The organism is Streptococcus sp. SK140 (assembly GCF_000259525.1).
Classification (GTDB): domain Bacteria; phylum Bacillota; class Bacilli; order Lactobacillales; family Streptococcaceae; genus Streptococcus.
Genome location: NZ_AJML01000045.1, coordinates 41,130 through 59,689, shown reverse-complemented (window position 1 = coordinate 59,689; position 18,560 = coordinate 41,130). Strand labels below are relative to the sequence as shown.

General features: G+C 39.7%; 17 protein-coding genes and 1 other annotated feature. Of the genes, 15 read left to right on the top strand and 2 right to left on the bottom strand.

Annotated features, from left to right (window positions below):
- Positions 1 to 98: 98 nt before the first annotated feature.
- The 15 genes from ftsW to HMPREF1116_RS12190 all read left to right on the top strand — a co-directional run bounded on the left by ftsW (position 99) and on the right by HMPREF1116_RS12190 (position 15,679).
- Positions 99 to 1,310 carry a cell division peptidoglycan polymerase FtsW gene (ftsW, locus tag HMPREF1116_RS11455; RefSeq protein WP_000703366.1) on the top strand — a complete coding sequence of 404 codons (1,212 nt, stop codon included), beginning with the start codon at positions 99 to 101 and terminating at the stop codon, positions 1,308 to 1,310.
- A 24-nt stretch (positions 1,311 to 1,334) separates the two neighbouring features.
- Positions 1,335 to 4,160: a phosphoenolpyruvate carboxylase gene (gene ppc / locus HMPREF1116_RS11450; protein ID WP_000058214.1), complete on the top strand. Its 2,826-nt coding sequence runs from the start codon at positions 1,335 to 1,337 to the stop codon at positions 4,158 to 4,160.
- Between the two features lie 94 nt (positions 4,161 to 4,254).
- Positions 4,255 to 4,470: a binding site (T-box leader), on the top strand.
- Between the two features lie 124 nt (positions 4,471 to 4,594).
- The gene (gene trpX, locus HMPREF1116_RS11445) at positions 4,595 to 5,596 is read left to right on the top strand and encodes a tryptophan ABC transporter substrate-binding protein (protein ID WP_000792189.1); all 1,002 of its coding nucleotides are present in this window, start codon (positions 4,595 to 4,597) and stop codon (positions 5,594 to 5,596) included.
- A gap of 61 nt (positions 5,597 to 5,657) precedes the next feature.
- Complete coding sequence (locus HMPREF1116_RS11440; protein WP_000908764.1) at positions 5,658 to 6,524, top strand: ABC transporter permease; 867 nt, start codon at positions 5,658 to 5,660, stop codon at positions 6,522 to 6,524.
- The gene (locus HMPREF1116_RS11435; protein ID WP_000125446.1) at positions 6,521 to 7,279 is read left to right on the top strand and encodes an ABC transporter ATP-binding protein; all 759 of its coding nucleotides are present in this window, start codon (positions 6,521 to 6,523) and stop codon (positions 7,277 to 7,279) included. Before HMPREF1116_RS11440 ends, HMPREF1116_RS11435 begins: the two co-directional genes overlap by 4 nt.
- A gap of 162 nt (positions 7,280 to 7,441) precedes the next feature.
- Positions 7,442 to 7,873, top strand: a complete 432-nt coding sequence (locus tag HMPREF1116_RS11430; RefSeq protein ID WP_000222727.1) for a hypothetical protein — start codon at positions 7,442 to 7,444, stop codon at positions 7,871 to 7,873.
- Positions 7,874 to 8,053: 180 nt separating this feature from the next.
- Positions 8,054 to 9,814: a DNA primase gene (dnaG, locus tag HMPREF1116_RS11425; RefSeq protein ID WP_000227932.1), complete on the top strand. Its 1,761-nt coding sequence runs from the start codon at positions 8,054 to 8,056 to the stop codon at positions 9,812 to 9,814.
- A 2-nt stretch (positions 9,815 to 9,816) separates the two neighbouring features.
- Positions 9,817 to 10,926 (top strand): RNA polymerase sigma factor RpoD, encoded by a 1,110-nt coding sequence (gene rpoD / locus HMPREF1116_RS11420; RefSeq protein WP_000201894.1) that lies wholly within the window; start codon positions 9,817 to 9,819, stop codon positions 10,924 to 10,926.
- Between the two features lie 17 nt (positions 10,927 to 10,943).
- Positions 10,944 to 11,273 (top strand): metal-sulfur cluster assembly factor, encoded by a 330-nt coding sequence (locus tag HMPREF1116_RS11415; protein WP_000331926.1) that lies wholly within the window; start codon positions 10,944 to 10,946, stop codon positions 11,271 to 11,273.
- A gap of 99 nt (positions 11,274 to 11,372) precedes the next feature.
- Positions 11,373 to 12,425: a glycosyltransferase family 4 protein gene (locus HMPREF1116_RS11410; RefSeq protein ID WP_000258269.1), complete on the top strand. Its 1,053-nt coding sequence runs from the start codon at positions 11,373 to 11,375 to the stop codon at positions 12,423 to 12,425.
- 8 nt (positions 12,426 to 12,433) lie between these two features.
- Entirely contained in the window at positions 12,434 to 13,750 is a 1,317-nt protein-coding gene (locus tag HMPREF1116_RS11405) for a glycosyltransferase family 4 protein (protein ID WP_001219448.1), read from the top strand.
- Between the two features lie 23 nt (positions 13,751 to 13,773).
- On the top strand, positions 13,774 to 13,965 hold the full coding sequence (locus HMPREF1116_RS11400) for a PspC domain-containing protein (RefSeq protein WP_000726417.1): 192 nt from the start codon (positions 13,774 to 13,776) through the stop codon (positions 13,963 to 13,965).
- 19 nt (positions 13,966 to 13,984) lie between these two features.
- Complete coding sequence (locus HMPREF1116_RS11395; RefSeq protein WP_000863850.1) at positions 13,985 to 14,119, top strand: DUF4044 domain-containing protein; 135 nt, start codon at positions 13,985 to 13,987, stop codon at positions 14,117 to 14,119.
- 75 nt (positions 14,120 to 14,194) lie between these two features.
- Positions 14,195 to 15,505, top strand: coding sequence for a GTPase ObgE (gene obgE, locus HMPREF1116_RS11390; protein ID WP_007556074.1), 1,311 nt, complete (start codon positions 14,195 to 14,197; stop codon positions 15,503 to 15,505).
- Between the two features lie 9 nt (positions 15,506 to 15,514).
- Entirely contained in the window at positions 15,515 to 15,679 is a 165-nt protein-coding gene (locus HMPREF1116_RS12190) for a hypothetical protein (RefSeq protein WP_000502583.1), read from the top strand.
- A gap of 35 nt (positions 15,680 to 15,714) precedes the next feature.
- Here HMPREF1116_RS12190 and HMPREF1116_RS11380 read toward each other — a convergent pair whose 3' ends face one another.
- Together HMPREF1116_RS11380 and HMPREF1116_RS11375 are read right to left on the bottom strand one after the other, a co-directional pair.
- On the bottom strand, positions 15,715 to 16,185 hold the full coding sequence (locus HMPREF1116_RS11380; RefSeq protein ID WP_001030117.1) for an arginine repressor: 471 nt from the start codon (positions 16,183 to 16,185) through the stop codon (positions 15,715 to 15,717).
- Entirely contained in the window at positions 16,136 to 18,475 is a 2,340-nt protein-coding gene (locus HMPREF1116_RS11375; protein WP_001212026.1) for a Xaa-Pro dipeptidyl-peptidase, read from the bottom strand. The genes HMPREF1116_RS11380 and HMPREF1116_RS11375 overlap by 50 nt, the downstream gene beginning before the upstream one ends.
- Positions 18,476 to 18,560 lie beyond the last annotated feature (85 nt).

The following is an 18,560-nucleotide window of genomic DNA, read 5'->3' as shown; positions in this document are numbered from 1 at the left end:
GTAAGAGTTTTTTTCTAGCCTAAAAAATGGTATAATAGCATGTAAAACTAGAAATAATAAGGGAAAATAAAAATATTTTTCCGAAAGATAGGTGACATATGAAAATAAGTAAAAGGCACCTGCTGAATTATTCCATTTTGATTCCTTATCTACTGTTATCCGTTTTAGGATTGATAGTAGTTTATTCGACAACGAGTGCAACTCTTATCCAAGAGGGAAAAAGCACCTTACAACTGGTTCGAAACCAAGGAATTTTCTGGATAGCCAGTTTGTTTTTAATTGCCTTGATTTATAAATTGAAATTAGGATTTCTGCGAAATGAGCGATTACTCTTTATCGTCATGTTTGTTGAGCTGATACTGCTGGCACTAGCGCGTTTAATTGGGATTCCTGTCAACGGTGCCTATGGCTGGATTAAGGTTGGTCCCATCACGATTCAACCAGCAGAGTATTTGAAAATTATTATTGTCTGGTATCTAGCACAGCGTTTTTCGAAACAACAGGATGAGATAGCTGTTTACGACTTCCAAGTTTTAACCCTTAATCAGTGGCTTCCTCGAGCATTCAATGATTGGCGTTTTGTTCTACTGGTTATGATTGGTAGTTTGGCGATTTTCCCAGACCTTGGGAATGCTACCATCTTGATTTTGGTATCCTTGCTCATGTATACCATCAGTGGAATAGCTTATCGGTGGTTCACAACTATTCTGGGCTTACTAGCTGGTGTCTCTATGATTTCCTTAACAGCCATTCGGATAATCGGTGTTGAGAAATTCTCTAAAATTCCCGTATTTGGTTATGTTGCCAAGCGGTTCAGTGCTTTTTTCAACCCATTTAATGACTTGGCTGGAGCTGGACACCAGTTGGCCAATTCCTACTATGCCATGGTTAATGGAGGATGGTTCGGTCTGGGATTAGGAAATTCTATTGAAAAACGAGGGTATCTGCCAGAAGCCCATACAGACTTTGTCTTTTCGATTGTCATCGAAGAGTTTGGATTTGTAGGAGCAAGTCTTATTCTCGCTCTCCTATTCTTCTTAATTCTACGAATCATTTTGGTAGGTATTCGAGCAAGGGATCCTTTCAACTCAATGGTAGCAATCGGTATTGGTGGTATGATTCTGATACAGGTATTCGTTAACATTGGCGGTATATCAGGCTTGATCCCTTCAACAGGGGTAACCTTCCCCTTCCTATCGCAAGGGGGAAACAGTCTCTTGGTCCTATCAGTAGCCATAGCATTTGTATTAAATATTGATGCCAGTGAGAAGCGTGCGCGACTTTTTAGTGAATACGAAGCACAGCTTTAAGACATAGATAACAAGGAGAAAAAAATGTCTCTTCAAAAGTTAGAAAATTATAGTAACAAAACGGTCGTACAAGAAGAAGTTCAAATCTTGACAGATATGCTGGAAGATATCACAAAAAATATGCTTCCTGCTGAAACCTTTGATAAGATTATGCACTTGAAGGAACTTTCGTCAAAACTTGACTATCAAGGGCTAGATAAAGTAGTAACAAGTCTTTCAAATGATGAGATGGTCTACATTTCTAGATACTTCTCTATTTTGCCTCTTTTAATTAACATCTCAGAAGATGTTGACTTGGCTTATGAGATTAACCATCTAAATAATGTCGATCAAGACTATCTGGGTAAATTGTCAACAACGATCAAAATGGTGGCTGAAAAAGAAAACGCTGCTGAGATTCTTGAGCACTTGAACGTGGTACCAGTTTTGACGGCCCACCCAACTCAGGTTCAACGTAAGAGTATGTTAGATTTGACCACTCATATCCATACCCTTTTACGTAAATACCGTGACGTGAGAATGGGGCTCATTAACAAGGAAAAATGGCATAATGATCTTCGTCGCTATATTGAAATCATCATGCAGACAGATATGATTCGTGAGAAGAAACTAAAAGTAACCAACGAAATCACCAATGTGATGGAATACTATAATAGTTCCTTCCTACAGGCTGTTCCTAACTTGATGTTAGAGTACAAACGTCTAGCAAAAGAGCAAGGAATTGATCTTAAACAAGCCAAACCAATTACTATGGGAATGTGGATCGGCGGAGACCGTGATGGAAATCCATTTGTAACAGCTGAAACACTTATGCGTTCTGCTACTATCCAAAGTGAAGTGATCTTGAACTACTATATTAGCAAGATTTCTAGTCTCTATCGTACCTTCTCTCTCTCGACTAATTTATCAAAAACTAGTAAAGCTGTTGAAGAAATGGCTGCTCAGTCTGGAGATACATCAGTCTTTCGTGAGAAAGAACCCTATCGTCGTGCCTTTCATTTGATTCAGTCCAAATTGATTCAAACTCTCTTGAATTTAAAAGAATGGTCTGTTGTTGGCTCGTCAGCTGATGAACGTCATCCTGTTGAACGTCTTCTTGGTACTCAAGGGCATCAACAAGGAGTGATTACAGACTATATTAGTAATCGACTTTCAGGAGCTATTCAAGAACTGGCTGAAGATCGTCCACCATTTTACGAAACAGTTGAAGAGTTCAAAAAAGATCTATATACCATTAAGGATTCATTACTTGAAAACAAGGCAGAGTCCTTACTCACAGGTGAATTTGCAGAACTTTTAGAAGCTGTAGAAGTATTTGGTTTCTTCTTGGCTTCCATCGACATGCGTCAAGATTCAAGCGTCCACGAAGCCTGTGTAGCTGAATTGTTAGCATCTGCTGGAATCAATGACCACTATAGCGATTTGTCAGAAGATGAAAAGTGCGACTTGCTTTTGCATGAATTGTTAGAAGATCCTCGAATCTTGTCAGCGACTCATGCTGAGAAGTCTGAACTTCTCGAAAAGGAATTAGCCATTTTCCGAACTGCACGTGAATTAAAAGACCGTTTAGGAGAAGATGTCATTCGTCAAACGATTATCTCTCATGCAACCAGCGTGTCAGATATGCTTGAGTTGGCTATTATGCTAAAAGAAGTTGGCCTGGTAGATGCTGAAAAAGCGCGTGTTCAGATTGTTCCACTCTTTGAAACAATTGAGGACTTGGACCATTCTGAAGAAACAATGAGAAAGTATTTCTCTCTACCACTTGCTAAGAAATGGATTGCTTCTAAAAACAATTACCAAGAAATCATGCTTGGCTACTCTGATAGTAATAAGGATGGCGGTTATCTATCATCTTGTTGGACACTCTATAAGGCCCAACAACAATTGACTGCTATTGGTGATGAATTTGGAGTCAAAGTAACCTTCTTCCATGGTCGTGGTGGTACCGTTGGCCGTGGTGGTGGCCCTACTTATGATGCCATTGCTTCTCAACCACTCAAGTCTATCAAGGATCGTATCCGTTTGACAGAGCAAGGGGAAGTTATCGGAAACAAATACGGAAACAAGGATGCAGCCTACTATAACCTCGAAATGTTGGTTTCAGCAGCTATCAACCGTATGATTACCAAGAAGAAGAGTGATACCAATACGTCAAATCGCTATGAAGCCATCATGGATCAAGTGGTGGAACGCAGTTACGATATCTACCGTGAGCTAGTATTTGGAAATGACCATTTCTATGATTATTTCTTTGAATCTAGTCCAATCAAGGCTATTTCAAGTTTCAATATTGGTTCTCGTCCAGCAGCTCGTAAAACGATCACTGAAATCGGTGGTCTACGTGCTATTCCTTGGGTATTCTCATGGTCACAAAGTCGTGTTATGTTCCCAGGTTGGTATGGTGTTGGTTCAAGCTTTAAGGAATTTATCGACCAAAATCCAAAAAATATTGAATATCTTCGTGATATGTATCAAAATTGGCCATTCTTCCAGTCACTCCTATCCAACGTCGATATGGTCTTGTCAAAATCAAATATGAACATTGCCTTTGAGTACGCTAAACTGTGTGAAAGTGAAGAAGTTCAAGCAATTTACTATACCATTTTAGATGAATGGCAGTTGACTAAGGACGTTATCTTGGCTATTGAAGGCCATGAGGAACTCTTGGCAGAAAATACTTATTTGAAAGACAGTCTCAACTACCGCATGCCTTATTTTAATATCCTTAACTATATTCAGTTGGAATTGATTAAGCGTCAACGTCGAGGTGAGCTATCTTCAGATGAAGAAAGATTGATCCATACGACTATTAACGGAATTGCTACAGGATTACGTAATTCAGGCTGATACAAGTTAGATTTTATAAAAAACGTAGGAATTTTTGTTAATATTTAAAATATTTTATGAAAACCCTTGACAAGTTTTAGTAAAATGATATAATTTAAGCATTCAGAAAGTAATCATTGAAATTTTTTAGAGAGTCTGTGGTTGGTGGAAACAGATAGGTGGAAGTGATGAAATTGGGCTGAATGTTATTAAGAATTTGAAATCATAAGAATTCGGTGAGCACACCTTACAGTGCAACTCGTTTTAGCGAGTAAGAGCGATAGGACTAGTTCCTATAATTGAGGTGGCACCGCGCATCGACGTCCTCACACAAGTTTTTTGTGTGAGGACTTTTTCTATGGGGAGGAAAAAATTATGGAAATCAAACGATGGCGTCGCTTGAATAAGTGATTGAATAAAAAAATAATAAGATAAGAAGAAATAAGGAGAAAATTATGAAAAACAAACGTCTACTCGGTATTATCGTAGCATTAGCACTTGTAGTTGGAGGAAGCTTGGTATATTCTAGCTTAACGAAACAAGAAACTAAAACTGAGACAGCTAATAAAACAGCTAAGGTTGGTGTTCTTCAGTTTGTAAGCCACCCATCGCTTGACTTGATCTACCAAGGTATCCAAGATGGACTTGCTGAAGAAGGCTATAAAGGTGACCAAGTCAAAATCGACTTTATGAACTCAGAAGGTGACCAAAGTAAGGTTGCGACAATGAGTAAACAATTGGTGGCAAATGGAAATGATGTCGTTGTCGGTATTGCAACACCAGCAGCTCAAGGTCTTGCAAGTGCAACAAAAGACCTTCCTGTTATCATGGCAGCTATCACAGACCCAATTGGTGCTAACCTTGTACAAAACTTGGAAAAACCAGGTGGGAACATCACAGGGGTATCTGACCACAACCCTGCTGAACAACAGGTTGAATTGATCAAAACATTGACTCCTGATGTGAAAACAGTTGGAGCTCTTTACTCAAGTAGTGAAGATAACTCAAAATCACAAGTTGAAGAATTCAAAGCATACGCTGAAAAAGCTGGTTTGAAAGTCGAAACATTCGCAGTTCCTTCAACGAACGAAATTGCTTCAACAGTGAACGTTATGACTGGTAAAGTAGATGCAATCTGGGTTCCAATCGATAACACAATCGCATCTGCATTCTCAACTGTCGTTTCAAGCAATCAAACAGCTAAAAAACCAATCTACCCAAGTGCGACTGCCATGGTAGAAGCTGGAGGTTTGGCATCAGTCGTTGTTGACCAACACGATCTTGGTGTTGCTACTGGTAAAATGATTGCCAAAGTCTTGAAGGGTGAAAAACCTGCAGATACACCAGTCAATGTCTTCTCAACTGGTAAATCAGTGATCAACAAAAAAGTTGCTCAAGAACTTGGAATCACAATTCCTGAATCAGTTCTCAAAGAAGCTGGTCAAGTAATCGAATAAGAATAAAGGAGGAGTTGGAGACATCTCCTCCAATTTTTAGAATAAAGGAAACGAATCAAACATGCTAATATCAATTATTTCACAGGGATTGGTCTGGGCTATCCTAGGTTTAGGAATCTTTATGACCTTTCGTATCCTGAACTTTCCAGATATGACAACGGAGGGCTCTTTCCCCTTGGGAGGAGCTGTAGCAGTGACTCTGATTACGCAAGGAGTTAATCCTTTTCTTGCGACTTTAGCAGCCATAGGAGCAGGTTGTCTTGCTGGTTTAGCAGCGGGGTTATTATATACCAAAGGGAAAATTCCAACTCTTTTATCAGGAATTTTAGTCATGACTTCTTGTCATTCTATCATGCTTATGATTATGGGACGGGCTAACCTTGGGCTCTTAGGAACAAAACAAATCCAGGATGTTCTTCCATTTTCATCAGAGGTTAATCAATTACTGACAGGTTTAATCTTTGTGACTTTGGTTATCCTTCTCATGCTTTTCTTCCTAGATACCAAACTTGGACAGGCCTATATCGCTACAGGGGATAATCCAGACATGGCTCGTAGTTTTGGTATCAATACAGGACGTATGGAGCTTATGGGCTTGGTCTTGTCAAATGGTGTAATCGCACTTGCTGGCGCACTTATCGCTCAACAAGAAGGTTATGCCGATGTCTCTCGTGGTATCGGTGTTATCGTTGTTGGTCTTGCCAGCTTGATTATCGGTGAGGTTCTCTTTAAGAGTCTTACCCTTGCAGAACGCTTGGTTACCATTGTAGTTGGTTCCATCAGCTATCAATTCTTGGTATGGGGAGTCATTGCTCTCGGCTTTAATACTAGCTACCTCCGTCTATACAGTGCCCTTATCCTAGCAACTTGCTTGGTAATTCCAACCCTTAAGGATAAATACTTGAAAGGAGTCAAGTTAAGCAAATGACAGCAATTGTAGAATTAAGAAATGCCACAAAAATTGTGACAAATGGCTTTGACGAAGAAAAGATTATCCTAAATGATGTTTCACTTGATATTTATGAACACGACTTTATCACAATTTTGGGTGGAAATGGTGCAGGGAAATCAACCCTCTTTAATAGCATTGCGGGAACTTTACCTTTAACCAGCGGTAGCATTCGAATCATGGGTGAGGATGTGACTCATTTCAGCCCTGAGAAACGTGCTAAGTATCTCTCTCGTGTCTTCCAAGATCCCAAAATGGGTACTGCCCCTCGTATGACAGTTGCAGAAAATCTCTTGATTGCTAAGTTTCGTGGAGAAAAACGTGGTTTATTTCCAAGAAAACTCTCAGCCTATAAAGAAGAATTTCAAGCAACCATTGAGAAGGTGGGAAATGGTCTAGAAAAACACTTGGATACACCGATTGAATTCTTGTCAGGTGGACAAAGACAGGCCTTGAGCCTCTTGATGGCAACCTTGAAACGTCCAGAGCTCCTTTTACTGGATGAACACACAGCTGCTCTTGACCCTAAAACAAGTGTCGCCTTGATGGAATTGACAAATGACTTTATCAACAAGGACCATCTAACAGCTTTGATGATTACTCACCATATGGAAGATGCTCTCAAGTATGGAAATCGCTTGATTGTTATGAAAGATGGACAAATCATCCAAGATTTGAATAAGGGTGAAAAAGCCAAGATGAAAATTTCCGATTACTATCAACTTTTTGAGTAGATAATTTTTAAATCAAGCATCCTTAAAAACTTAGAAGTAGGCTTTTGCTTCTAAGTTTTTTGGTGAATTTTAAATATTGCTTTTTTTCCTTTTCGTCAGTTTTACTTTGGAGTATAATCAGTATAAGAATATTAAACTTTGATAGGAGTAGGAGATAAAAAGATGACTTACACACAAGAAGATTTTCAAGAATGGATTTTTCAAATTGGATTTAAGATGGACTATTTTACTAGGGAGTTTGCTGAGGAACAAGGCCTTCATTTAGACTATAGCATGCAGTCTTTGGATGATTTGGAGGCTTGGATCTTGGCTCACTACGAAGACCACCATTCTTTGATAGCAGACCGCCAGATGTTGGATTATTTGACCGTTTATATCGGTGAAACCTTCCGTAAGCACCTAGGAGGTAAATGGTTTATTGATCTTAATAATAAAAAGAATGCCTATTATTCTATGCCTGTATTGACCGACCCATCATATAGAGGAGAAGTTTATATAGCACCTATGACTTTTGCAACGGCTTGTATTAGTAGAAAAGATGGTCAGTATATTAGCAGAATATTGAAAAATAATCTTGAAGATCAAGTGCAATAGGATTTTATTTCTTTTGTTTTTCTTTCAAATATTAGAATGATTTGCTCAGAAGATTCAGTTTTTCATGATAGCTGGAAACTTATGAAATAGTCTCATGTAAAGTGTATGAAATGGTTTACTTTTTTTCAGAAATAAGCTATACTAGTTAGAGTAAACTGTGATAAAATGGAGGTATTGTCTATGGTTGACAAGAGACTCATCGAAGAGATCAAAAACAATACCAATATTGTCGAAATCATAGGAGAAGTGATTTCCTTACAAAAATCTGGACGGAACTTTTTAGGGCTCTGTCCTTTTCATGGTGAAAAGACACCTTCCTTTAATGTCGTTGAAGATAAGCAGTTTTACCACTGTTTTGGATGTGGTCGGTCTGGAGATGTTTTTAAGTTTATCGAGGAATATCAGCAAGTAAGCTTTGCGGATGCGGTGAGGATATTAGCTGAGAGACTTGGGATTCAGATGACAGCGCCTGTTCAAAGTTCTGTACAGCCTAGGTCACCCCATCAAAATCTCTACGATATGCATGACAAGGCTGCTCGGTTTTATCATGCTATCCTCATGACGACTAAGATGGGTGAGGAGGCGAGGAACTATCTCTATAAACGTGGCTTAACGGATGAAGTTCTCAAGCATTTTATGATTGGTTTGGCTCCAGCAGAACGCTCTTATCTATATCAGCGTTTAGCAGATGATTATAGTGAGAAGGACTTGCTGGATTCAGGTTTGTTTTATCTATCTGAGAGTAACCAATTCTTTGATACCTTTCATAATCGCATTATGTTTCCTCTTTCAAATGATCAAGGAAAGGTGATTGCCTTTTCTGGTCGTGTATGGCAAGAGACTGATTCTCAAACTGGAAAGTATAAAAATAGTCGAGCGACGGCAATTTTTAACAAAAGTTACGAATTATATCATTTGGAGAGGGTAAAAAAAGGATCGGGCAAGGCTCCTGAAATCTACCTGATGGAAGGGTTTATGGATGTCATTGCGGCTTATCGTGCTGGTATTGAAAATGCAGTTGCTTCTATGGGTACCGCACTGACGAGTGAACATGTGGAGCATCTGAAACGCTTTACCAAAAAAGTGATCGTCACCTATGACGGAGATAAGGCTGGGCAAGCTGCGACGGCTAAAACCTTGGACGAGCTTAAAGATATACCTGTCCAAGTAGTCCAGATTCCTGACGCGATGGATCCGGATGAATATTTGCAGAAAAACTCTCCTCAAGACTTGGCTTATCTCTTAACCAATACACGCATCAGTCCAGTTGAGTTTTACATCCATCATTTCAGACCGGAAAACAGTGAAAATCTACAAGCTCAGATTGAATTCATAGAGAAAATTGCTCCCTTAATCGCCAAGGAACCCTCTATCACAGCTCAGAATTCCTACATTCACATTTTGACGGATCACTTGCCATCTTTTGACTATCAGCAAGTCGAACATATTGTCAATGAAAGTCGTGTTAGACAGAGAAAGGAGAAGGTCAGGGAGACCTATAGTCCTAGTCCTATCACTATGTCTGTCACCAAGCAACTGACAGCAGTGATGAGAGCGGAGGCTCATATTCTCTACCGAATGGTGGAACATCCCTTGGTGCTCAATGACTACCGCTTAAGAGATGACTTTATCTTTGAAACTCCAGAGTTTCAGACCTTGTATGGACTCTTGATTGATAATGGAAGTATCTCATCTGAGGATTTGGCTCATCAGACTAGAGAAGTGGAGAGTGCTTGGTATCAAGTCCTAGCCTTAGATTTGCCACCTGAGATGTCCCCTCACGAGTTAGCTGAAGTGGAAGAGTCTCGAAAAAGAGCTCTTTTGAATCAGGAAAATCTGCAAATTAAAAAGAAAGTTCAGGAAGCTAGCCATGTCGGTGATACAGACACCGCATTAGAAGAGCTAGAACGCTTAATTGCCCAAAAAAGAAGAATGGAGTAAGAATGGCAACAAAACAAAAAGAAGTAACAACCTTTGACGTCCAAGTAGCGGAATTTATTCGCAATCATAAAAAGACTGGTACAGCAACTGATGATGAAATCAATAACGCCCTCGTAATTCCCTTCACTTTAGATGTGGAAGGTATTGAGAATCTTTTGCAACGCATTCAAGATGCTGGTATCTCAATTACGGACAACGAAGGAAATCCAAGTGCGCGTGTTTTGAGTACTGAGGAAGAACCAGAGTTGACTGATGAAGATTTGATCGGTTCAACCTCAGCTAAGGTCAATGACCCTGTCCGTATGTATTTGAAAGAAATCGGGGTTGTTCCTCTGCTTACAAATGAAGAGGAAAAAGAATTGGCTCTTGCTGTTGAAGCGGGTGATATCGAAGCTAAACAACGCCTTGCAGAAGCGAACCTTCGTTTGGTAGTATCTATCGCTAAACGTTATGTTGGACGTGGAATGCAGTTCCTTGACTTGATCCAAGAAGGAAACATGGGCTTGATGAAGGCCGTTGATAAATTTGACTACTCTAAAGGGTTCAAATTCTCAACTTATGCGACTTGGTGGATTCGTCAAGCTATTACTCGTGCCATTGCTGACCAAGCTCGTACCATCCGTATCCCAGTTCACATGGTGGAAACCATTAACAAGCTTGTTCGTGAACAACGTAATCTTCTTCAAGAGTTGGGACAAGATCCAACTCCTGAACAAATCGCCGAACGCATGGATATGACACCAGACAAGGTCCGTGAAATCCTCAAGATTGCCCAAGAGCCGGTTTCTCTTGAAACACCAATCGGTGAAGAGGACGATAGCCATCTTGGTGACTTTATCGAGGACGAAGTGATTGAAAATCCAGTTGACTATACAACTCGTATCGTTTTGCGCGAACAATTGGATGAAGTTTTGGATACTCTTACAGATCGTGAAGAAAATGTTCTTCGACTTCGTTTTGGTCTTGATGATGGGAAAATGCGTACCTTGGAGGATGTTGGTAAAGTCTTTAACGTGACTCGTGAACGTATCCGTCAGATTGAGGCCAAAGCTTTGAGAAAACTTCGCCAGCCAAGTCGAAGCAAACCACTTCGTGATTTCATTGAAGATTAAGTTGAGGGAGAGTGAAGATGGCTTATACAGAAGAGCAAATTGAAAATATCAAAACACGTATTTTGACAGCCTTAGAAGAAGTGATTGACCCAGAATTAGGGATTGATATTGTCAATCTAGGCTTGATCTACGAGATTCGTTTTGATGGCGATACAGGTGAGACTGAAATTGATATGACCTTGACAACCATGGGTTGTCCCTTGGCAGATCTTTTAACTGACCAAATCTATGATGCTATGACAGATGTTCCAGAAGTTACTAACGTTGAAGTCAAATTAGTATGGTATCCAGCTTGGACAGTTGAGAAAATGAGCCGTTACGCTCGTATCGCTTTAGGTATCAAGTAATTATATTATGAAAAGAGAAATAGTGTAGACGCCAGGAATTCCCAGCTTTTATGCTATCTCTCTTTTTATTTGCTGATTTTATTTGAAGAAAATGGTATAATGGTTACTATGGAAAAAGAGAAATTACGCATCAACATGCTAAGTTCAAGTGAAAAAGTGGCGGGCCAAGGTGTGTCTGGTGCATACCGTGAACTGGTGCAGCTTTTAAAACGAGATGCGAAAGACCAACTGATCGTAACAGAAAATCTTCCAATCGAAGCAGATGTTACTCATTTTCATACGATTGATTTTCCTTATTACCTCTCGACCTTTCAGAAAAAACGTTCTGGACGTAAGATTGGCTATGTTCACTTCTTACCGGATACTTTGGAAGGTAGTTTGAAGATTCCATTCTTCTTAAAGGGGATTGTCAAACGCTATGTATTTTCTTTTTATGACCGTATGGAGCATCTGGTTGTGGTCAATCCTACCTTCATTGAGGATTTGGTTGCTGCTGGAATTCCACGTGAAAAAGTGACCTATATTCCTAACTTTGTCAACAAAGAAAAATGGCATCCACTTCCTATAGAGCAAGTTGAACAACTTCGTAAAGATATGGGAATTGATGAGAATCAGTTTGTAGTCGTTGGTGCAGGTCAGGTTCAGAAGCGTAAAGGAATCGATGACTTTATCACTCTAGCTGAGGAATTACCTGATATCACTTTTATTTGGGCTGGTGGCTTCTCTTTTGGGGGAATAACCGATGGTTATGAACGCTATAAAAAGATTATGGATAATCCTCCTGAAAATCTAATTTTCCCAGGGATTGTTGATCCAGAACGGATGAGAGAACTCTACGCCTTGGCTGATCTTTTCTTGCTTCCAAGTTATAACGAGCTCTTTCCAATGACTATTTTAGAAGCTGCGAGTTGTGAAGCACCCATTATGCTTCGTGATCTAGATCTTTACAAGGTCATTCTTGAAGGAAATTACAGACCAACAAGTGATGTAGAAGAGATGAAAGCGGCTATCTTGGAATATCGCGAGCATCCAGAAGAACTAAAAGAATTAAAAGAAAAGGCTAAGGCCATTTCAAGAGAATATTCAGAAGAGCATCTTCTTGAAATCTGGCTAAAATTCTATCGGGAGCAAGCAGCTTTAGGAAAAAAATGAGGTAGTATATGCGAATTGGTTTATTTACAGATACTTATTTCCCGCAGGTCTCGGGTGTTGCGACCAGTATTCGAACCTTAAAAACAGAACTTGAAAAGCAAGGACATGCCGTCTTTATCTTTACAACAACAGACAAGGATGTTAATCGTTATGAAGACTGGCAGATTATCCGTATCCCTAGTGTTCCTTTCTTTGCCTTTAAGGATCGACGTTTCGCCTATCGTGGATTTACAAAAGCTCTTGAGATTGCCAAGCAATACAAGCTGGATATTATTCATACGCAGACTGAGTTTTCTCTTGGTTTATTAGGGATTTGGATAGCGCGTGAGTTGAAAATCCCTGTTATTCATACCTATCATACCCAGTACGAGGATTATGTTCACTATATCGCTAAAGGGATGTTGATTCGTCCAGGTATGGTCAAGTATCTTGTGAGAGGCTTCCTTCATGATGTTGATGGAGTGATCTGTCCGAGTGAAATTGTGCGCGACCTTTTATCTGACTATAAGGTAAAAGTTGAAAAGCGTGTTATTCCTACAGGGATTGAGCTAGCCAAGTTTGAACGACCTGAGATTGGACCAGAACATATCGCAGACTTACGGGTTAAACTAGGTATTAAGGAAGATGAAAAGATGCTTCTTAGCCTTTCGCGTGTTTCTTACGAGAAGAACATTCAAGCCGTTTTGGCAGCATTTCCAGAAGTTCTAAAAGAAGAGCAAAATGTTAAATTAGTCGTAGCTGGAGATGGTCCTTATCTGGAAAATCTCAAGGAGCAAGCAGCAGATTTACAGATTCAAGATTCTGTTATTTTTACAGGGATGATTGCCCCAAGTGAGACAGCGCTCTATTATAAGGCGGCTGACTTCTTTATCTCAGCTTCAACTAGTGAAACTCAAGGCTTGACCTATCTTGAAAGTCTTGCAAGTAAGACTCCGGTCATAGCTCATGGAAATCCCTATCTTGATAACCTCATCAATCATAAAATGTTTGGAACGCTTTATTATGAAGAGAGAGATCTAGCAGGGGCTATTTTAGAAGCTTTAATTGCAACTCCAAAGATGGATGAGAAACTTTTGGCTGAAAAATTGTATGAAATTTCGGCTGAGAATTTTGCTAAGAGAGTGCATGAATTCTATCTAGATGTTATTATTTCAAATAATTTTGAAAAAGAATTGACTGCAGATGAACCTGTTACGAAACGCATTTTAAAGACAGTATTCTATATACCACAACAAGCAGTGTCTATGCCAGTCAAGGGTTCAAGACGTATGTTGAAAGCTTCTAGAAAACAGTTGAGTCATTTAAGAAAATATTTGAACGATTAATCGAATCAAAGAAAGGAAAAAAAATGAAAAAGAAATTTATGAGAAGTGGTAGAGATCAAAAAATCGGTGGTGTATGCGCTGGTTTAGCTAATTATTTTGATATTGATCCTACAATTGTACGTGTGATTTGGGGAGTTCTAGCTTTCTGTTATGGTGCTGGACTTATTGCTTACTTGATTTTGTGGGCAATCGCTCCTGTATCAGATGAATTTTAAGAATAGTAAAGGAGAAAAAATGGCATTTGGTGATAATGGGAAACGTAAAAAAACTTTCTTTGAAAAACTAACAATGTTTGTCGTTTTGATTATGTTATTTGTAACCCTAGCAGGTATCTTTGCTACAGCCATAGGTGTATTTAGCAGATTTTAAAATGCTAGATTTTCTAGCAAGTTGTAATAGTTGGTGACTGGGATTTCCCAGCCCTTTTTAGAGTGAGAAAAGAATATGAGTATGTTTTTAGATACAGCCAAGATCAAGGTCAAGGCTGGAAATGGTGGCGATGGGATGGTTGCCTTTCGCCGTGAAAAATACGTCCCTAATGGCGGTCCATGGGGAGGTGATGGAGGCCGTGGTGGTAACGTTGTCTTTGTTGTAGATGAAGGTTTACGTACCCTGATGGACTTCCGTTACAATCGTCATTTCAAAGCCCAATCGGGTGAAAAAGGGATGACCAAAGGAATGCATGGTAGAGGAGCAGAGGACTTGATTGTTCGAGTGCCTCAAGGTACAACTGTACGTGATGCAGAAACTGGAAAAGTTATCACTGACTTGATTGAGCACGGCCAAGAGTTTATTGTTGCTCACGGTGGTCGTGGTGGTCGCGGAAATATCCGTTTTGCAACACCTAAAAATCCTGCGCCAGAAATCTCAGAAAATGGAGAACCTGGTCAAGAACGTGAATTACAGTTAGAACTTAAGATTCTTGCTGATGTTGGTTTGGTTGGATTCCCTTCAGTTGGAAAATCAACTCTGCTCAGTGTAATTACCTCTGCAAAACCTAAAATTGGTGCCTACCACTTTACAACAATCGTTCCTAATCTTGGTATGGTCCGTACCCAATCAGGGGAGTCCTTTGCAGTGGCAGACCTACCTGGATTGATTGAAGGTGCTAGTCAAGGCGTGGGCTTGGGAACTCAGTTCCTTCGCCATATTGAGCGTACTCGCGTTATCCTTCACATCATCGATATGTCAGCCAGTGAAGGTCGCGATCCTTACGAAGATTATCTAGCTATTAACAAGGAGTTGGAATCTTATAACCTTCGTCTGATGGAGCGTCCCCAAATCATTGTCGCTAATAAGATGGATATGCCAGAGAGTCAAGAAAATCTCGAAGAATTCAAGAAAAAATTGGCAACTAACTTTGATGAGTTCGAGGAATTACCAGCAATCTTCCCAATATCAGGTTTGACCAAACAAGGTTTAGCACCTTTACTAGATGCAACAGCAGATCTTCTTGATAAGACTCCAGAATTCCTTCTTTATGACGAGTCAGAAATGGAAGAAGAAGTTTATTATGGCTTTGATGAAGAAGAAAAACCATTTGAAATTAGTCGTGATGATGATGCAACTTGGGTACTTTCAGGTGAAAAACTCATCAAACTCTTTAACATGACTAACTTTGACCGTGATGAGTCTGTTATGAAGTTTGCTCGTCAGTTGCGTGGCATGGGAGTTGATGAAGCTCTCCGTGCCCGTGGCGCCAAGGATGGAGATTTGGTTCGTATCGGTAAGTTTGAGTTTGAATTTGTGGACTAGGAGATAGCTATGGGAGATAAACCGATATCTTTCCGTGATGCTGATGGAAATTTTGTTTCTGCAGCAGATGTCTGGAATGAGAAGAAGTTAGAAGAACTGTTTAATCGCCTCAATCCAAATAGAGCTTTGAGACTAGCAAGAACTAAAAAGCAAGCTGAAAATAGCAAATCATAAAATAAACCCGTGATGAAAGTCATCACGGGTTTTTGTTACCGATCAAAAAATAGAGGTGGTGCAAATTGTTTGAGGCGTTCAAAGCAAGATTGAGCTTGCTCCTTATCCTCGCAGATAACCAAACAGACATCATTTCCACAGATAGTAGCGACTATTTCAGGAAAATTTAGGGCGTCCAAGATAGATCCGAAGGATTGTGCCAAACCTGGATAGGTTTTGATAACAACTTGGTGTTGGACGGGTTGCATCATGTAGAGGGCTTCCTCCATATAGACTTCTAGCCGTTTTTCCCACTTGGATGTAGAGCCAGTGTTGATTGAATAATAGGAGTGTTCACCTTCACGAATCTTAGAAAGATTCATCAGGTTAATGTCTCTTGAAAGTGTTGCTTGTGTGACCTGTACTCCGTTTTCAATCAGTAGTTCTTGTAATTCAGTTTGGGTATGAATTTTTTGTTTAGTGATTAGGGCTCGGATGAGCTGGTGTCTTTGCTCGGCTTTGTTCATCTACAGTTACCTCCCTTTGAAAAGGTATCTCAAGATTGGACTGTGCAAGGTCGACAGTCAAGTGATAGTCTGTATTGTCACGTACAGTAATCTCAAAGTCTGTAGTATAAAGAACGAGACGTACTGTATCGCCTTCTTTTAGTTTGTAAATAGTTGGTTGGAGTTCAAATTGGAATTCCATCCATTCATCAGGCTTAACTTCCTCAATTTTCAGTAAATCATGACGATTTTGAAGATTGAGATAGCCTTTGGTGATAACGCGCTGTGCATTTGGGCTAAACGGTAGCTCGCAAAGATTTTCCAGCATGTGGTAACGACCATTATCAATCGTACGAGCAGACAAGACTCCTGGATACGGTTGTAGGTATTTCTTTTGACCAAGTTCGAGAAGTTGGGCAGATAGTAAGCCTTTATTTGTACTTGATTTGAGACGGAGGTTTAGTTTAACACGCCCATTGAGATGAAGGTCTTCTGTCACTGGAAGGTCAATGGTAACCTGATTGACTTTCCCTTGATAGAGTTCATTGTTAAAGGTTTGGTAAGTTTTTCCAAATCGTTCAAAATCAGAGTCTTGATAGTGGTTTTGAATGACAGCTTCTTCAGTACCTAATGTGAAAGTTTTGTGGTCAGTTTGATTTCCAAAATCTTCAAGAGTCATCCATGTTTGAGGAGCTGTATTGTCTTGCCAAACGACTCTTGGAAGTTGGTAATCAGTTTCATGCCCCAATAATTTCTGCGTCAAAAGAGCATTCATGGATTCACGGAAATCAATAGACTGCCAGTTGTTCATATAAACATGGGCCCCGTTATGATAAAAGAGATGTTTCTTAATATTGCTTGGAAGAGCATTGAACATTTGATAGACATGAAGTGGTTTTACATTCCAGTCTTGCGAACCGTGGGTAAAGACAACTTCAGCCTTAACTTTTTCAGCATTGAGTAGGTAGTTTCTGTCATGCCAAAATTGGTTATAATCCCCAGTTTTACGGTCTAGATTTTTCTTCAGTTCTTCTATAGAATCTTTATGAGCCTCGTTTCCACGGATAAAGTCACCAGCTAAGAGATTACGAGAATAAGTTAATTCATCTAATGAATCGAAGTCCTCCCCTGGATAGCCACCAGGGCTTGTTACTAGACCATTTTCACGATAATAGTTGTACCAAGAAGAAATACCTGCTTCAGCAATAATGACTTCTAAACCATCAACTCCTGTAGTAGCCAGACCATTAGACATTGTTCCTAGGTAAGAAAGACCAGTAGTTGCTACTTTACCATTTGACCAGTCAGCCTTGACCTGACGTTCACGACTATGGTCTGTGAAGGCACGACAACGACCATTGAGCCAATCAATGACATTTTTATAGGCTTCAACTTGTCGGTAATCTCCGTTGGTCATTTGACCTTGAGAATCCTTGGTTCCAAGACCAGATACGTAGATATTTGCAAATCCTCTTGGAAGGAAGTAGTCATTAAGTGTGTAGCTGCTATTGATATGAGTGAGTTTTTCTTCAGCTTCTGGAACGAGTTCAGCTTCTCCAACAGGTTCAACCAAGTCTAATGTTGGTTTTTCTAGAGAAATTTCATGCGGTTCCTTGACTTCTAGCTCAGCTTCCATTTTGTAAAGAGCTTTATCGCTAGCCTTATCATTGGTTCCTTGATGGTAAGGACTTGCCGTCATAACAGCTGGAATTTTGCCGTGGTAAGATGGACGAATAATGTTTACCTTGATAAGATCTGGCAGTCCATCATTATCAGAATCAATACGACTTTCCACATAAACAACTTCCCGAATAGCATTGTTTGCAGAAAAGGTTGCCAAACTCTTGCCATTGAAGTAGTGGTAAGAGTTGTCCTCAGGGATAAGACCGTCGCTAACCAATTGATCGATTAAGGTATTTCCCTTTTTAGTGCGCGTGTTAAGGAGTTGATAGAGATTGTCAATCAAATCTCCGTATACAATAGGGAATGCTGTTTCTTTGTGAAAAACAAGACCGTCTTCAAAGTCTGTCAAGTAATTGAAACCAAGCAACTGAAAGGCAACAGTATAGAAAATTTCTGCAGTTAATTCACGATCAGAATTGAAGAAAGTGAGCAGATCAGTTTCTTTATCAACAGCTAAAGTTGAGAGGGGATAATCTGTATTTTTGTAATTGAAAAAACAAGTTCTAACAAAAGCTTCAAACAGTTCTTTCGCAGAATTTGATTGGTCTAGCTTGAATCCAAGGCTGGATAATTCCTGTAAAGCTTCTTGCTGGCTTACAGGATAGTAACTGAATTGATTAAAACGCATAGATGCCTCCTTTGAAGAATCATTAAATTTATTATATCAAAAAATTAGGGAAAATGATAGAATCAGCTGGTTTGGAAAGGTTAAA

Bases quoted from the DNA above. Each gene is read 5' to 3' on its own strand.
- ftsW (WP_000703366.1), top strand. From the start codon at position 99: ATGAAAATAAGTAAAAGGCACCTGCTGAATTATTCCATTTTGATTCCT.
- ppc (WP_000058214.1), top strand. From the start codon at position 1,335: ATGTCTCTTCAAAAGTTAGAAAATTATAGTAACAAAACGGTCGTACAA.
- trpX (WP_000792189.1), top strand. From the start codon at position 4,595: ATGAAAAACAAACGTCTACTCGGTATTATCGTAGCATTAGCACTTGTA.
- HMPREF1116_RS11440 (WP_000908764.1), top strand. From the start codon at position 5,658: ATGCTAATATCAATTATTTCACAGGGATTGGTCTGGGCTATCCTAGGT.
- HMPREF1116_RS11435 (WP_000125446.1), top strand. From the start codon at position 6,521: ATGACAGCAATTGTAGAATTAAGAAATGCCACAAAAATTGTGACAAAT.
- HMPREF1116_RS11430 (WP_000222727.1), top strand. From the start codon at position 7,442: ATGACTTACACACAAGAAGATTTTCAAGAATGGATTTTTCAAATTGGA.
- dnaG (WP_000227932.1), top strand. From the start codon at position 8,054: ATGGTTGACAAGAGACTCATCGAAGAGATCAAAAACAATACCAATATT.
- rpoD (WP_000201894.1), top strand. From the start codon at position 9,817: ATGGCAACAAAACAAAAAGAAGTAACAACCTTTGACGTCCAAGTAGCG.
- HMPREF1116_RS11415 (WP_000331926.1), top strand. From the start codon at position 10,944: ATGGCTTATACAGAAGAGCAAATTGAAAATATCAAAACACGTATTTTG.
- HMPREF1116_RS11410 (WP_000258269.1), top strand. From the start codon at position 11,373: ATGGTTACTATGGAAAAAGAGAAATTACGCATCAACATGCTAAGTTCA.
- HMPREF1116_RS11405 (WP_001219448.1), top strand. From the start codon at position 12,434: ATGCGAATTGGTTTATTTACAGATACTTATTTCCCGCAGGTCTCGGGT.
- HMPREF1116_RS11400 (WP_000726417.1), top strand. From the start codon at position 13,774: ATGAAAAAGAAATTTATGAGAAGTGGTAGAGATCAAAAAATCGGTGGT.
- HMPREF1116_RS11395 (WP_000863850.1), top strand. From the start codon at position 13,985: ATGGCATTTGGTGATAATGGGAAACGTAAAAAAACTTTCTTTGAAAAA.
- obgE (WP_007556074.1), top strand. From the start codon at position 14,195: ATGAGTATGTTTTTAGATACAGCCAAGATCAAGGTCAAGGCTGGAAAT.
- HMPREF1116_RS12190 (WP_000502583.1), top strand. From the start codon at position 15,515: ATGGGAGATAAACCGATATCTTTCCGTGATGCTGATGGAAATTTTGTT.
- HMPREF1116_RS11380 (WP_001030117.1), bottom strand. From the start codon at position 16,185: ATGAACAAAGCCGAGCAAAGACACCAGCTCATCCGAGCCCTAATCACT.
- HMPREF1116_RS11375 (WP_001212026.1), bottom strand. From the start codon at position 18,475: ATGCGTTTTAATCAATTCAGTTACTATCCTGTAAGCCAGCAAGAAGCT.